This is a genomic window from Nonomuraea sp. NPDC046570, from assembly GCF_040645915.1.
In the GTDB taxonomy this organism is placed as follows: domain Bacteria; phylum Actinomycetota; class Actinomycetes; order Streptosporangiales; family Streptosporangiaceae; genus Nonomuraea.
Map to the genome: position 1 here is coordinate 105,429 of NZ_JBEYZF010000003.1, position 14,629 is coordinate 120,057.

The following is a 14,629-nucleotide window of genomic DNA, read 5'->3' on the forward strand; positions in this document are numbered from 1 at the left end:
GGTATGAAAATCAGTGGAGTCGAGCTGCGGCGGATCGCGATGCCGCTGGTCGCGCCGTTCAGGACGTCGTTCGGTACGGAGACGGCCCGCGACGTGCTGCTGGTCAAGGTGGTCACGCCGGACGCGGAGGGGTGGGGCGAGTGCGTGGCGATGTCCGAGCCGCTGTACTCCTCCGAGTTCGTCGACGGCGCGGCCGAGGTGATCAAGCGGTTCCTGCTGCCGTCGCTGCCGTCGGAGGTGGACGCGTACGGTGTGGGCCGCGCCCTGGAGCCGATCAAGGGTCACCGCATGGCGAAGGCCGCCGTGGAGACCGCCGTCCTCGACGCGCAGCTCAGGGCCGCGGGTGAGTCGTTCGGCCAGTTCCTCGGCGCCGCCAGGGACCGGGTGCCGTGCGGGGTGTCGGTCGGCATCATGGACTCGATCCCGGAGCTGCTGGAGGCGGTGGAGGGCTTCCTCGACGAGGGGTACGTCCGGATCAAGCTGAAGATCGAGCCGGGCTGGGACGTCGCGCCGGTGCGTGCCGTACGGGAGAGGTTCGGCGACGACGTGCTGCTGCAGGTGGACGCGAACGCCGCGTACACCCTGGTGGACGCGCCGCAGCTGGCCAAGCTGGACGAGTTCGGCCTGCTGCTGATCGAGCAGCCGCTGGCCAACGACGACCTCGTGCAGCACGCGCAGCTCGCCAAGCTGCTCAGGACGCCGATCTGCCTGGACGAGTCGATCGAGTCGGCCGAGCACGCGGCGGCCGCGATCTCGCTGGGGTCGTGCTCGATCATCAACATCAAGCCGGGACGGATCGGCGGGTATCTGGAGGCGCGGCGCATCCACGACCTGTGCAGGGCGCACGGGGTGGCGGTGTGGTGCGGCGGCATGCTGGAGACGGGGCTGGGCCGGGCCGCGAACGTCGCGCTGGCCGCGCTGCCCGGGTTCACGCTGCCGGGCGACACCTCGGGGTCGCGCCGCTACTACGCGACCGACATCACCGAGCCGTTCGAGCTGGAGGACGGCCACCTCACCGTGCCGGCGGGGCCGGGACTGGGTGTCGAGCCGATCAAGGAGATCCTGGACGAGGTCACCACCTCCGTCGAGTGGATCGCCCTCTGACAACGCCCGCGAGCCTGTAGCCCAACCCCGAGCTACAGGCTCGCGCCCCCCACGGGCCTGGCGAGATTCCTAGCGGCCCACAGGGCCGACGCCGCAACTCGTGCGGGGCCGACCGCGATGCTCGAGACCGCGTACCCGCGCAGGGCGATGACGGTCGGCTTGCCGACGAGGACGCATCGTGCGGCGGACCCGGCGACGGTGCTCACGCACACCTTCCCGGCCGAGGCGGAGGCCGCCGAGGCGGAGGCCGCCGAGGCGGGTGTGGCGTAGGCGGTGAGGCGATCACCGCGGCCGCGAGAGCGGCTGGCAGAGCTGCGCGCCGGATCATGTGTACTCCCTTGAACGCTGGTGTGATCAACGCTCGCGACGCTACCGAGCCGGGCTTTCGACCGGCTTCTGCCGCACCCCTTTACAAAGTAGATTCGCTTTTGGCCGGGCGGACGAACGACTCCCGTGTGTTGGTGATCGGCGACGAATTCAGCCGGGCTCACGGTGTCATACCGTCGCGGTTAACCACGTACTCGGAGGCTGGAAAACGTGCACCCCGTCATCAGAGAGCTCCACGAGCTCGGCGAGTTCGAGCAGGTCGACGCGTTGTTCGCGACGATCTGGAACTTCGAGCCCGGCGGCAGGCCGATCAGCGCCGAGCTGATGCGCGCGCTGACCCACGCGGGCAACTACGTGGCGGGCGCCTTCGACGGCGACGACCTGGTCGGCGCCTCGGTGGGCTTCTTCGGCGCCGACGGCAGCCTGCACTCGCACATCACCGGCGCGACCACGGGCCGGGGCATCGGCTTCGACCTGAAGGTGCACCAGCGCGAGTGGGCGCTGGACCGCGGCCTGGAGCGCATCACCTGGACCTACGACCCGCTGGTGCGCAGGAACGCGCACTTCAACCTGGCCAAGCTGGGCGCGCGGCCCGCGGAGTACCTGCCGTCGTTCTACGGGGAGATGGCCGACGCCATCAACCAGGGCGACGAGTCGGACCGCATGCTGGCCGTCTGGCGGCTCAAGGACCCGCAGGTGGAGGCGGCGGTGCTGCGCCGGCCGTACCCGCTGGAGGTGCCCGCGGACGCGGCCGTGGGGCTCGCCGACGTGGACGGCGCCCCCGTCGTGGGACGGACGGACGCGCGGGTGGTGCTGGTGGCGGTGCCCGAGGACATCGAGGGGCTGCGCCCCCGCGACCCCGGCACGGCCAAGGCGTGGCGGCACGCGACCCGTGACGTCCTGGGCACCCTTCTGGAGGAGGGCGCCCAGGTGACCGGCTTCCACCGCAAGACGTTCTACGTGGTCGAACGCTAGGCACGACGAAACGGCGCCCCACCCGACCGGGTGGGGCGCCGTTTCGTCGTCCGGTGGGATCAGTGCCTGACCAGGCGGGGCACCGCCTCCAGCAGCGAACGGGTGTACTCGTGCGTGGGCTCGTCCACCACCTGCTCGGTGGGCCCGAACTCGACCAGCTTCCCGCCGTGCATCACGGCCACCGAGTCCGAGACGTACCGCACCACGGCCAGGTTGTGCGAGATGAACAGGATCGACAGCCCCAGCTCCTCGCGTAGCCGCTTGACCAGGTTGAGCACCGATCCCTGCACCGACACGTCCAGTGCCGAGGTGATCTCGTCGGCGACCAGCAGGTCCGGTTCGGCGCCGAGCGCCCTGGCGATCGCGACCCGCTGCCGCTGCCCGCCCGAGAGCTCGCGCGGGTAGCGCGTGGCCACCTCGGCCGGCAGCGACACGAGCCCGAGCAGCCGCTCCACCTCGGCCTGCCGCTGGGCGCGGGGCGCCCGCACGCCTTCGGCGACGGACGCGCCCACGCTCATCCGCGGGTCCAGGGAGGCGTACGGATCCTGGAAGACCATCTGGATCCGCCGCGCCCCCTCGATCCTCCCCTCGTACGGCACCAGCCCGCTGACCGCTCTGGCCAGCGTCGACTTGCCCGACCCCGACTCCCCCACCAGGCCGACGACGCCGCCGGGCGGCACCTCGATGCTCACCCCGTCGACGGCGGTGAACGAGCCGTAGCGGACGGTCAGGTTCTCGATCTTCATGAGTCGACCTCCCAGCAGGCGACGCTGTGCGCCTTGCCGTACGAGACGAGGGACGGGCGTTCGGCGCAGCGCGAGGTGGCCAGCGCGCAGCGGTCGGCGAAGGCGCAGCCCTGCTCGGGCACCTGCGCGGGCGACGGCTGCCGACCGGGGATGCTGGCCAGCGGCTGCGTCCTGTCCGTCTCCATGTCGGGCAGGGAGGCGATCAGGGCGCGCGTGTAGGGGTGCCTGGCGCCGGTGGCGAGCTGCTCGACGGGCAGTTCCTCGACCACCCGCCCGGCGTACATCACCACCACCCGGTCGCACAGCTCGCCGACCACCGCGATGTCGTGCGAGATGAACAGCGTGGCCGCGCCGGTCTCGGCGCTCACCTCGCGCAGCAGCCGCAGGATCTGGCGCTGCACGGTGACGTCGAGCGCGGTGGTCGGCTCGTCGGCGATGATCAGCTTGGGCGTGCCCATGAGGCCCATGGCGATCACGGCCCGCTGCCGCATGCCGCCGGACAGCTCGTGCGGGTGCCGCCTGGCCTGCTTGTCCGGCTCGGGCAGGTGCACGTGGCCGAGCCGGTCGACGGCCCGCTCGCGCGCCTCGGCGCGGGTGGCGCCCTGGTGCACGACGGCCACCTCGGCGAGCTGGCCGCCGACCTTGAGCGCGGGGTTGAGCGAGGCCATCGGGTCCTGGAAGACCATGGCCAGCGAGGTGCCGAGCAGCTTGCGCCGCTGCTGCTCGCTCAGCTCGCCGAGGTCCTGCCCGGCCAGCCGCAGCCGCGCACCGGAGACCACTCCGGGGTACGGCACCAGCCCGCCGATCGCGGCGGCGGTGAGGCTCTTGCCACTGCCCGACTCCCCCACCAGCCCGACGATCTCGCCCGGCGCGACGGTCAGGGACAGCTCCCGCACGGGCCGCACGCCGCCGGGGAAGGTGACGCTGAGCCCGCTCACCTCCAGCACGGCCTCGGGGTCGGGCTCACCGGCCGGGGGCGGTACCTCGCCGGCGCTCTTCCCCGTGGGCGCGGTGGTGCGCGAGGCGGCCTTGGCCAGCGCGTCGCCGAGCAGGTTGAAGCCGATCCCGGCCACCGCCACGGCGACGGCGGGCCCGAGCGCCACCTCGGGGGTGACATAGATGCGGCTGAAGCCGTCGAACAGCAGCCGTCCCCAGTCGAAGGAGGGCGGCTGCACGCCGAGCCCGAGGAAGGACATCCCGGCCAGGCCGAGCAGCGCGCCGCCCATCGCCTGGGTGAGGTTCAGGATCAGCGGCTCGGCGATGTTGGGCAGGACGTGCGTGGTCAGGATTCGCCGGCGTGGGACGCCGAGCATGCGCGCGGCGGCGACGTAGTCGGCTCCGGCGACGGAGGCGGCCAGCGTCTGGGTGAGCCGGGCGAAGCCGGGCGCGATGGCGACGCCGATGCCGAGCACGGCGCCTTTGGCGCCCAGTCCGGCGATCACGGCGGTGAACATGGCCAGCAGCAGGCCGGGGAAGGCGACGAGCGCGTTGACCGTGCTGGTGACGACGCGCCCGGCCCTGCGCGGCAGGATGGCGGGCAGCGCGCCGAGCACGATGCCGATCCCCGCGCCGATGAGCGTGGTCAGCAGCGCGAGGCCCAGGGAGAAGCGCCCGGCGACCAGGACCCGGGCCAGCAGGTCTCGGCCCAGGTTGTCGGTGCCGAGCGGGTGCTCGGCGCTGGCGCCCTGCAGGATGGCGCCGGCGTTGATGAGTTCGGCCTGTTCACCCCAGAGGGGCGGGCCGATGATCGCCAGGACCACGAGCAGGGTGACGATGAAAGCCCCCGCGATCGCGGGGGGAGTTCTCGGCAGGCGGGCCACTTACGCCTCCTTGATCTTGGAGGTGGGATCGAGCACGCCGAGCAGCAGGTCGACCAGGAGGTTCACGATCAGCACGACGGCGCCGTAGACGAGGATCACGGCCTGGGCGACCGGGTAGTCCTTCTGGGTGATCGACTCCACGATCTTCAGGCCGAGGCCGGGCCAGGCGAAGACGTACTCGACGAGCAGGCTGCCCGCGATGAGCGAGCTGAGCAGCAGGCCGCCCATGGTCAGGGTGGCGGTCAGCGTGTTCGGCAGCACGTGCCTGAGGTACAGGCGGGCGCCGGGCAGGCGTTTGGCCCTGGCCAGCCGTACGTAGTCGGTGCCCAGTTCGCGGGCGGTCTGCACGCGGGAGATGCGCGCGATCATCGCGATCGGGCCGGCGGCCAGGGCGATGATCGGCAGCACGAAGGACTCCGGGCCGGCCTTCTGCGCGGGCGGGAACCAGCCGAGGCCGATGGCGAAGATGGCGACCAGCCCGATGGCGTACAGGAACTCGGGGATGGCGACCGCGGTGCCGGTCGCCGAGCTGAAGGTCAGGTCGGTGCCCCGGTTGCGGCCGTTCTCGGTGCGGATGGCGGCCCACATGCCGAGCGGCACCGCGATGATCAGTGACAGCAGCGTGGCGAGCACGGCCAGGCTCAGCGTGTTCGGCAGCCGAGAGGCGATGACTTCGGCGACCGGCTCCCCCGTGAGGAAGGAGGTGCCGAAGTCGCCGGTGAAGATGTTGCTCACATAGGTGAGCAACTGCTGCGGCACCGGCTGGTCGAGGCCGAGCGCGGCGCGCCTGACCTCGACCAGCTCGACGGGAGCGGCGGGGCCGAGCGCGGCGCGCACGGGGTCACCGGGGATCAGGTGGATCATCGCGAACGACGCCACGAGCAGCGCGGCCATCGACGCGAGGAACCTCACCAGGCGGCGGAGCACTCAGCCTCCCTCGGTCAGCCGGATCGTGGTGGGGTCGAACAGGCCGGCCATGGTCTCGAAGGTGGCGCCCTTGGTGGCCGTCAGGACGGTGGTGTCCACCACCGGCACCAGGTCGACGTTCTCGAACAGGGCCGACTCCGCCTCCAGCCACATCTTGCAGCCCTCCTCGCCGGGCACGAGCGTGGCCTTGGCGACCAGCTCCGTGTAGCGCTTGTTGGCCAGGTGCGCGAAGTTGGCGCCCTTCGGCGCGGCGGGACCGGACAGGAAGCCGACGAGCTGCGAGGGCAGGGTGACCCCGATGGGCAGCCAGACCACGTCCCAGTCCTGGGTGGTGGTGAGCGACTCCGACAGCTTGGTGTCGATGACGCCGTTGAGCTTCACGTCGACGCCGATCTTGCGCCATTCGGCGCCCATGTACTCGGCGGCGGCCTGCACGCCCGCGCCCTTGGTGGTGGCGTAGAGCACGCGCAGGGTCAGCGGCTCGCCGTCCTTCGACCTGATGCCGCCCTCACCGGCCTTCCAGCCTGCCGCGTCCAGCGCGGAGGCGGCCGCGGCGGCGTCGAAGGCGGGCACGTGACCGGTTATCGTGTCGCCCTTGCACGGGCGCGGCTCCAGCACCAGCCCGGTGGCGGGACGGCCGGTGCCGCTGGAGGCGATGCCGGCCAGCTCCTTGAGGTTGATGGCCTGAGTGAGCGCCTTGCGCACGGCCAGGTCCTTGGTGGGCCGGCCGTCGCCCTGGTGGTAGAAGAACTGGCCGTTGCCTCCCGTCTCGATCTGCTTCCCGAGTCCGGGGGTCGCCTCCAGCCTGGCGCGGTCGGCGCCGTAGACGGTGACGGCGTTGAGAGCGCCCGACACCAGCAGGTTGGCGGCGGTCTGCTCGTTGGGCACGACCTTCAGCACGACCTTGTCGGGCAGCCCCTCGGCGGTCCTGCCGTTCGGCCCCCACTTGTAGTCCTTGCGCACTCCGAAGGTGTAGCGGTCACCGGGCACCGCCTCGGTGAGCGTGTACGCCCCCGAGCCGGAGGTGCCGCGGGCCAGCAGGGAGCGGTCCTTGACGCCCTTGCCGCAGACGATGAAGATCAGCCGGGAGCTCTCCAGGATGAAGCTGAAAGGCTGGGGCGTAGACAGCGTCACGGTGCCGGCCGCGTCGTCGGCGGCGGCCTTCATGCCGGCTGGGACGAGCACGCCGTAGATGGGCGACTTGGTGGCCGGGTCAACGATGTGGTTGACGTTCGCGGCCACGTCGGCGGGGGTCAGCTTGGACCCGTCGGAGCAGGTGACGTCCTTGCGCAGGGTGTAGGTCACCGAGTCGGGCTTGACGTCCCACTTCTCGGCCAGCCCCGGAGTGATCGTCCCGTCCTGGGCGGTGTTCACGAGCGTGTCGTAGGCGAAGGACAGCACGGTGTTGGTCACGGACAGCACGCCCATGGCCGGGTCGAGCACACCCGGGTCGGTGGGCATGGCGTAGGTGAAGGTGCCTCCCGAGGCGGGGCGGCCCGACGGGGTGCCTGACGTACCGCCACAAGCGGTGGCGGCAAAAGCGAGGACGCCGAGGACGGCAGCGGCTTTTCTCATGGGAATACTCCAGGGGGTGGGAGGTGTGCCCACATTCGTCCTAACCGGGGAACCTTTCTTCGTGCCCGGACACGAAAAGCGCCGACCGCGTGGTGCTAGCGGCCGAAGATTCGCATCTGAAGCATCACTGTGAGTCGCGCGTCGGGATCGGACAGGTCCAGGCCGCTGATCTCGGTCAGCCGCTTGAGCCGGTAGCGGAAGGTGTTGGCGTGCACGTGCACCCGCGCCGAGGCGGCGTTGACGTCGCCGAACGCGTCCAGGTAGGCCCGCAGGGTGGCCACCAGGTCGCTGCCGTGCTCGGCGTCGTGCCGCAGCAGCCGCTCGTAGGGGCCGGTCGGCGACTGCTCCTCGGCGGCGACGACATCGGCGACCTGCAGCAGCAGCGACTCGAAGTGCACGGCGGTGTATCCGGCCACCGCGCCGGAGGTGCCGCGGGCGCGCAGCACCCGCAGCGCCCGGTCGGCGTCGGCGCGCGATCTGGCCACCTCCGTCAGGTTGGCGGCCAGCCGACCGACGCCGACGTTGGCGGCGTGCCGGGGCCCGACCCGGGCCAGGAAGCTCTCAGCCACACGTACGGCCCGCGCCTCCTCCTCCCCCGCCGAGTGCAGCGGCAGCACGGCGTAGGCCACCGAGCCGACGAGCGCCGCCGCCGAACGCGGGTGGATGGCTCCGACGTGCAGCGCGAGCGCGTCGCAGAAGCGCAGCCGGTCGCTCTCGGTGCGCGCGGGGTCGGCGTCGGAGGAGCCGGTGAGCTGGGCGGCCAGCACGCACAGCCGCTGGCTGGCCACGCCGAGCCGCCCGGCCGCCTCGGCGGCGTCGCTGCCGCCGGCCAGCACGGTGGACAGCAGGTCGGCGCGCAGGCGCCGGTGGGTGTCGGAGCCGGCGCGTTCGCGCAGCAGTTGCAGCGCGACGATCTTCGCGGCGTCGGCGAGCGCCCGCTGCCGCTGGTCGCTCAGCGGCTCGTGGACGGCGACCCAGATGGAGCCGAGGATCTCGTCACCGGAGCGCACGGCGACGGCGGCCCGGTTGATGCTCCCGTCGCCCAGCTCGATGTAGATGGGATCGCGGCTCTGGTAGAGCTGCTTGAAGAAGCCTCGCTCCTCCAGCATGCGCGTGTAGCGCTCGGGCACCTGGCGGCCGAGCACGGTCTGGATGCGGCCGGCGTCGGCCTCGTCCTGCCGCCCGGAGTAGGCGAGCACCCGCGCGGATCTGTCCTCGATGGTGACGGGCGCGTCCAGCAGCGCGCACACCGCGTTGGCCAGGGAGAACAGGTCGTCGGCCGGGTTCGCGCCGGCCTCGGCCAGGTCGCCCTCGGCCAGCAGGGAACGCAGCAGCGCCGCCACCTGGGCCCAGGAGGCGGCGCGAGTGAGCCCGAGCACGGCCACGCCGGTCTCCAGCACCTTGGCTCTGACCTGCTCGTCGACCTCGACGGGATGCTTGACGACGACGCCCGCAGCCTGCCCGGCCTGGTCGAGCAGGTCGCAGACGCGGTCGGCGCCGCCGACGCCGACCGCGAGCAGCAGGCCGCCCGCGGGGATGAGCGGCTCGTCGAGCGGATCGTAGATGTACACCCCGGTGACCTCGGTGTCGAGGTCACCGGGAGACGCGGCCACGTCCAGAACCGTACTGCCGAGGTCGTCCAGAATTCGGCTCAGACTGGCACGTGGCCGGGTGTTCATCCGCTCACGATACTGGACATAAAGGGACATCAGACGCGCAACTGGTCGATGGCTAGCCTCGCCGCCCGGCCGATTACCGCGTCCGCCTTCGGCAGGCGGTAGGCCAGCGAGTGCGTGCGGACGAAGACGGCGACCGCGTACCGCTTGCCGTCCGGATACTCCACCACGCCCGCCTCGTTGCGGATGCCCCACAGGGTGCCGGTCTTGGCCGACACCTTCACCTCGTCGTCGAAACCCGAGGAGAGCCGGTGCGGCCAGACCTGGTTGCCCATGATCGTGCGGACCTCGGCGCAAGCCTCGGGGGGCCCGGCCTCGTCCCGCCAGATCGCGCTGAGCAGGGTGGTGGTCTCGCGCGGGGTGCTCCCGCTGGTGCGCTCAGGGTCGTGCACGGACAGCGCCCTGATCTGGTCCTCGCTCACTCCTTCCAGGTCGGCGCCGCCGAGCTCCTCCGTGATCGAGGCGAACAGGTCGGAGCAGCCGCCGACGAGACGCGTCCGCTTCAGGCCGAGCTCGGCCAGGGTGGCGTTGACCCGGTCGCAGCCGACCTTGCGCAGCAGCACGTCGGTGGCGGCGTTGTCGCTCATGGTCATCATGAAGTGGGCCAGGTCGCGCAGCGTGAGCGAGACGTCGTCGGCGCAGCCGGAGGTGCCGATCCCGCCGTCCTTGTCGGCGGCGGTGACGGTCAGCCGCTCGGTGCGCTCGATGGCGCCCGCGGCGGCCTGCCTGGCGTACTCCAGCACGATCGGGATCTTGAAGACGGAGGCGAGCACCACGCCGTCGTCCGCGCCCAGGCCGACCTCGCGGTCACCGTCGACCTCTCGGGCGTGCACGAACCCCTGGGCGCCCGCCTCCTCGAAGAGCTCACGCACGGGGAAGCGCCCTGCTGTTGTGCAGGTAGGCGGCCTTGCCGTCGCCCATCACGAACGTGGCGGTCTCGTACATGCCGTCCTCGACCTCGGCGGCGATGAAGGAGTCGCCGGCGTAGTGCACGAAACGGGTGGTCTTGCCCTCCGCGCCCATGGTCCGCATCAGCTCGCTGGGGATGAGCGTGACGTCCAGCCCGCCGTCGGCGGCGGCGACCTCGTAGGCGATCATCGGCCCGGCGTAGCGGCCCACGTAGGGCGCGGTGTCCACGCGGGCGGGCTGCTCGGCGGGCACCGGCGACTCCGGCACTGCCAGACCCGTGCACTCGCGGATGACCGGCAGCACCAGATCGTTGATCAGCCCGAAGAACGCCCCGCCGTTGCAGCTGATCGCGATCACGAAGTCGGCGCCGGGCACGACGCGCCAGAACGTGCTCTGGCCCGGCGTGCCGCCGTCGTGGCCGAACACCTCGCCGCCCCAGTCGAACAGCTCGAAGCCGAGCCCCCACCGGTCGCCCAGCATCCCCGACACGCCGGGCACCTCGACCTGCGGGGTGCGCATGGCCGCGACGGTCTCCGCCGACAGCAGCCTGGTGCCGTCCTCGGCGGTGCCGCCGGCCGTGAACATCCGGCCGAAGCGCACCAGCTCGCGCGGCGCGGCGTACATCGTCGACCCTGCCGGGGCGTTGGAGCGCGGCAGCTCCCCCTTGGTGTAGACGGCGTTGTCCGGCCCGATGTGCCCGGCCGCGGCGCGGTACAGCACCGCCTCCTCGGGCAGCAGCGCGGCGTGGGTGGCGCCGAGCGGGTCGAGCAGGTGCTCGCGCATCGCCTGCTCCCACGTCTTGCCGCGCAGCCTGGCGACCAGCGCGCCGAGCACCGCGAATCCGGCGTTGCAGTAGGAGAACAGCTCGCCCACCGGATGCACGTGGCCGGCGCCGGTCAGGTAGGCGAGGTACTTGTCCAGGCAGTCGTCACCGCGCCCGGTGTCCTCGAACAGGTCGCCGTCGAACCCGCCGGTGTGGGTCAGCAGGTGCCGCACGGTGATGGCGCTCTCCGAGCCGTCGGCGACCGCGAACTCCGGCAGGTAGTCCTTGACCGGCCGGTCCAGCTCGACCAGGCCCTCCTCGACGAGCTGCATGACCAGGGCGGCGGTCCACACCTTCGTGGTGGAGCCGACCTGGAAGACGCTGTCGGGGGTGGTCTCCACCCCGGTGTTCGCGTTGACCACGCCGGTGGCGGCCTCGACGAGTTCGCCGCGGGTCCACACCGCGACGGCCGCGCCGGGCACGCCGTGCGCGCGGGCCGCCTCGTCCAATCTCTTCTGCAGGTCCATCTACTGCTCCTCAGGCGATCTTGGGGGTGGCGCGGACGCCCAGGTGCATGTACGGCGAACCGTCCTCAAGCTCGTAGAACACCGCCGAGATCCAGTCGGGCTGGTCGCCCACCCGGCCGACGAACGTGCGGTCGTCCACGGGGACGAGCTGGAACTCCACGGGCGGGCTCAGCTCGGCCAGGGCGCCGGTCGCCTCCATCCGGAGCCACAGGTCGCCCTCGCGCACGGTCAGCGCCAGCCGCGCGCCGACCCGCTCGTAGGTGCCGGCGTAGCGCTCGACGTCGACCTCGACCGGGACCTCCGGCGGCGTCAGCTTCGCCGGCACGGTCAGCCCGTCCAGCTCGGCGAACAACTCGGTGGCCACCGCGTGGGTGAAGGCGCCCGAGCGGCCGCCGTTGGCGGTCACGCAGACGACCGTCCCGGTGTCGGGGACGACCCAGAGCATCGCGTGCTGGCCGATGGTGTTGCCGCCGTGCAGCAGGACCTTGTGTCCGGACCACTCGTCGAGGATCCAGCCGATCGCCCACTGCCTGCCGATGGCGTTCGGGTCCGGCAGGTCGACCTGCGGCTCCCACATGGCCTGCGGGTTCTCCAGCAGGCCGCTCTCCAGGTGGGCGCGGCCGAAGGCGACCACGTCGGCGGGGCGGGCGCAGATCAGCCCGGCCGGGCCGGCCGAACGCATGAGACCCCAGGCGGGCGCCGGTGCGCCGCCGTCCACGTGGCCCATGGCCGAGCGGAAGCGCAGCACGTCCTCGGGCAGCGTCCAGGTGTGGGTCAGGCCGAGCGGGTCGAGGACCAGCTCGCGCAGCGCCTCGTCCCAGGTCTTACCGGTGAGGCGCTCGGCGATCCGCCCGGCGATGACGAAACCGGAGTTGCAGTAGGAGTGGGTGGCTCCCAGGGGGTGGTTCTGCGCCAGGTCGGCGCAGGCCGCCGTGTACTTCTCCACGCAGTCGTCGCCGCGGCCGGTGTCGAGGAACAGGTCGCCGTCGATGCCGGAGGTGTGGTTCAGCAGGTGCCGTACGGTCACCGTCTTGGTCACCTCGGCGTCGGCCACCTTGAACTCGGGCAGCAGGTCCACGACCGGGGTGTCGAGGGTGAGCTTGCCCTGCTCGGCCAGCTTCATGAGCATGGTGGCGGTCCAGACCTTGGTGACCGACCCGATCTGGTAGAGGGCTTCGGTGGTGGCCTCGACACCGGTACCGGTGTGCAGCACGCCCGCGGCGTACTCGTGGAGCTCTCCCTGGTGGTGGTAGGCCAGAGCGGCCCCCGGGACGTCGTACTTCTTGATCAGCTCGGCGAGCCGGTGACCCATTGCTCCAGCCACTGCACGATCCTTTCGTTGTAGTCCCGCCGGTGTGAGGGACGTCCGTTGAGAATGAACAGGTGCGAACCGCCCGGGTACCTGACCAGGCGGACGGGCACCCCGCGCTCGCGCAGCGCGGCGAACCACTGCTCGGCCTGCCCGACCGGGCAGCGGTCGTCGGCCTCGCCGTGCAGGATCAGGGTGGGGGTGTTGACCTGGGAGACGCGGACGAGCGGCGACTGCGGTTCGACGTCACCGCCGCACTCGAACTCCTTGAGGTAGACGCCCGCGTCCGAGGTGCCGGACATGCTGGTCAGGTCGGCGACCGCGCCGCCCGGGATGGCGGCCTTGAAGCGGTCGGTGACGGTCGGCAGCCAGCAGGACATGTAGCCGCCGTAACTGTAGCCGGTCACCGCCAGCCGTTCGGGGTCGGCGACGCCCTCGGCGACCAGGTCGTCGATGGCCTGTAGGAAGTCCTGCGCGTCGGCCACGCCCCATGCGCCGAGGGCGGCGGTGTAGAAGGCTTCGCCGTACCCGTCGCTGGCGCGGGGGTTGACGGTCAGGATGGTCCAGCCGCGCGCGGCCAGGATCTGGTGGTAGAGGTGCACGCCGTCGAAGACCGGCGCCCAGGCGTTGTGCGGCCCGCCGTGCACGTCGAGCAGCAGCGGCTGCGGCCCCTCGATCGTCTCGTCGCGCAGCACGAAGGCCTCGACCTCGGTGCCGTCGGGCGCGGTGAAGACGCGGGCGCGCGGGGTGTACAGCTCGACGGCGGGCACCGCGTGGTCGGTGAGCCTGAGCGCGGGCCCCTCACCGGTGGCCAGGTACACGTCGCCCGCGCTGTACGGCGTGGCCGCGACGTAGGCGATCCGCCCCGCCGCCGCGCTCATCCCCGACACACTGGCGTCGTCCCCGACGATCTTCACCGCCGGCGTGCCGCCGGACAGCCGGTAGCCGTGGGTGAGGCCGCGGTCGCGGGCGCAGAAGAGCAGGTCGTCGCCGAACGCCTGCGGCACGGAGCCCGGATAGCCCGGCGCGCCCACCATGACGTTGCGGTCCAGCCCCGTCTCCAGCTCGGTCGTGCCCTCGTCGGCGACCGTGAACAGCCGGGTGTGCCCGGTCGGACCGCCCGCGAATCCGGCGGCCACCAGGCGCTCGCCCACCCACCACACGGCCAAGGCGATCACGTCCGTGCCGGTCAGCCGCTTGGGCTCGCCGCCCGCCGCGTCCACCACGTAGACCCCGCCCTCGGGCGTCAGGTCACGGTCGTCCGCCATGCTCGTGGTGAAGGCGATCCGCTCCCCGTCGGGCGACCAGGAGGGGCCGCCGGCGTGGAAGTCGCCGTCGGTGAGCTGCCGGGTCTCCTCGCCGTCGGCGTCCACGACGAACAGGTGGGTGCGCAGGTCGCGCAGCAGGCCGGCGCCGTCGGCCTTGTAGTCCAGGCGGTCGGCCACGACCGGGGCGTTCGGGTCGAGCGTGCCGTACGGGCCGGAGTAGGCCAGGCGGGTGCCGTCGGGGGACCACACCGGGGCGCCGGCGCCGAGCTCGGCCGAGGTGATCGGCCGGGCGTCGCCGCCGTCCATCGGCAGCAGGTGGATCTGCGGCTTGCCGTCGACGGGCCGCAGGAAGGCGAGCGTCCGCCCGTCGGGTGACCAGCGCGGGGAGGAGTCGCGCGGGCCACCCGTCAGGCGGCGTGGCTCGTCGCCGGGGGCGGCGAGCCAGATCTCGGTGCGGTTCTCGTCGGAGTCCTCGACGGCGGTGGTCACCGTGTAGGCGACGGCGCTCCCGTCGGGGCGCAGGTGCGGATCCCCCGGCTGCGCGATGTGGTAGAGGTCGTCCAGCGTGAGGCGAGGCATGAGCGAACGTTAGGCGAGCCTTCCCGTCTGTTCTTCGGTCTCCAGGACGAACGCGATCGGTCCTGTTGTGCGCGATTCCAAACGAAAAGCGGTTGCCACCGCCTATGGCCGTACCACATCATGG

General features: G+C 71.9%; 12 protein-coding genes. 3 read left to right on the top strand and 9 right to left on the bottom strand.

All coding sequences use genetic code 11. The annotated features are described in order from the left end of the window. Positions 1 to 3: 3 nt before the first annotated feature. From menC to ABZ911_RS06660, 3 genes are all read left to right on the top strand, one after another. The gene (gene menC, locus ABZ911_RS06650; protein WP_358052635.1) at positions 4 to 1,104 is read left to right on the top strand and encodes an o-succinylbenzoate synthase; all 1,101 of its coding nucleotides are present in this window, start codon (positions 4 to 6) and stop codon (positions 1,102 to 1,104) included. Positions 1,105 to 1,221: 117 nt separating this feature from the next. Then, positions 1,222 to 1,374, top strand: a complete 153-nt coding sequence (locus ABZ911_RS06655; protein ID WP_358052637.1) for a hypothetical protein — start codon at positions 1,222 to 1,224, stop codon at positions 1,372 to 1,374. 267 nt (positions 1,375 to 1,641) lie between these two features. Then, the gene (locus tag ABZ911_RS06660; RefSeq protein WP_358052639.1) at positions 1,642 to 2,406 is read left to right on the top strand and encodes a GNAT family N-acetyltransferase; all 765 of its coding nucleotides are present in this window, start codon (positions 1,642 to 1,644) and stop codon (positions 2,404 to 2,406) included. 59 nt (positions 2,407 to 2,465) lie between these two features. Here ABZ911_RS06660 and ABZ911_RS06665 read toward each other — a convergent pair whose 3' ends face one another. The 9 genes from ABZ911_RS06665 to ABZ911_RS06705 form a co-directional block, all read right to left on the bottom strand. Continuing rightward, positions 2,466 to 3,152: an ATP-binding cassette domain-containing protein gene (locus tag ABZ911_RS06665; protein WP_358052641.1), complete on the bottom strand. Its 687-nt coding sequence runs from the start codon at positions 3,150 to 3,152 to the stop codon at positions 2,466 to 2,468. Beyond that, positions 3,149 to 4,972, bottom strand: a complete 1,824-nt coding sequence (locus ABZ911_RS06670) for a dipeptide/oligopeptide/nickel ABC transporter permease/ATP-binding protein (protein ID WP_358052643.1) — start codon at positions 4,970 to 4,972, stop codon at positions 3,149 to 3,151. Before ABZ911_RS06670 ends, ABZ911_RS06665 begins: the two co-directional genes overlap by 4 nt. Continuing rightward, complete coding sequence (locus tag ABZ911_RS06675) at positions 4,973 to 5,899, bottom strand: ABC transporter permease (RefSeq protein WP_358052645.1); 927 nt, start codon at positions 5,897 to 5,899, stop codon at positions 4,973 to 4,975. Then, the gene (locus ABZ911_RS06680) at positions 5,900 to 7,474 is read right to left on the bottom strand and encodes an ABC transporter substrate-binding protein (RefSeq protein ID WP_358052647.1); all 1,575 of its coding nucleotides are present in this window, start codon (positions 7,472 to 7,474) and stop codon (positions 5,900 to 5,902) included. Between the two features lie 95 nt (positions 7,475 to 7,569). Next, positions 7,570 to 9,087 carry a helix-turn-helix domain-containing protein gene (locus ABZ911_RS06685; protein ID WP_358052649.1) on the bottom strand — a complete coding sequence of 506 codons (1,518 nt, stop codon included), beginning with the start codon at positions 9,085 to 9,087 and terminating at the stop codon, positions 7,570 to 7,572. A gap of 95 nt (positions 9,088 to 9,182) precedes the next feature. Then, positions 9,183 to 10,022 (bottom strand): serine hydrolase, encoded by an 840-nt coding sequence (locus ABZ911_RS06690; RefSeq protein ID WP_358052651.1) that lies wholly within the window; start codon positions 10,020 to 10,022, stop codon positions 9,183 to 9,185. After that, the gene (locus ABZ911_RS06695) at positions 10,015 to 11,349 is read right to left on the bottom strand and encodes a serine hydrolase (protein WP_358052653.1); all 1,335 of its coding nucleotides are present in this window, start codon (positions 11,347 to 11,349) and stop codon (positions 10,015 to 10,017) included. Before ABZ911_RS06695 ends, ABZ911_RS06690 begins: the two co-directional genes overlap by 8 nt. Positions 11,350 to 11,359: 10 nt before the next feature. Continuing rightward, on the bottom strand, positions 11,360 to 12,673 hold the full coding sequence (locus tag ABZ911_RS06700) for a serine hydrolase (RefSeq protein WP_358052654.1): 1,314 nt from the start codon (positions 12,671 to 12,673) through the stop codon (positions 11,360 to 11,362). Continuing rightward, the gene (locus tag ABZ911_RS06705) at positions 12,637 to 14,505 is read right to left on the bottom strand and encodes a S9 family peptidase (protein ID WP_358052656.1); all 1,869 of its coding nucleotides are present in this window, start codon (positions 14,503 to 14,505) and stop codon (positions 12,637 to 12,639) included. The genes ABZ911_RS06700 and ABZ911_RS06705 overlap by 37 nt, the downstream gene beginning before the upstream one ends. Between the last annotated feature and the right edge of the window lie 124 nt (positions 14,506 to 14,629).

Excerpts from the sequence above, each read along its gene's own strand:
- menC (WP_358052635.1), top strand. The coding sequence starts at position 4 with ATGAAAATCAGTGGAGTCGAGCTGCGGCGGATCGCGATGCCGCTGGTC.
- ABZ911_RS06655 (WP_358052637.1), top strand. The coding sequence starts at position 1,222 with ATGCTCGAGACCGCGTACCCGCGCAGGGCGATGACGGTCGGCTTGCCG.
- ABZ911_RS06665 (WP_358052641.1), bottom strand. The coding sequence starts at position 3,152 with ATGAAGATCGAGAACCTGACCGTCCGCTACGGCTCGTTCACCGCCGTC.
- ABZ911_RS06680 (WP_358052647.1), bottom strand. The coding sequence starts at position 7,474 with ATGAGAAAAGCCGCTGCCGTCCTCGGCGTCCTCGCTTTTGCCGCCACC.
- ABZ911_RS06695 (WP_358052653.1), bottom strand. The coding sequence starts at position 11,349 with ATGGACCTGCAGAAGAGATTGGACGAGGCGGCCCGCGCGCACGGCGTG.
- ABZ911_RS06705 (WP_358052656.1), bottom strand. The coding sequence starts at position 14,505 with ATGCCTCGCCTCACGCTGGACGACCTCTACCACATCGCGCAGCCGGGG.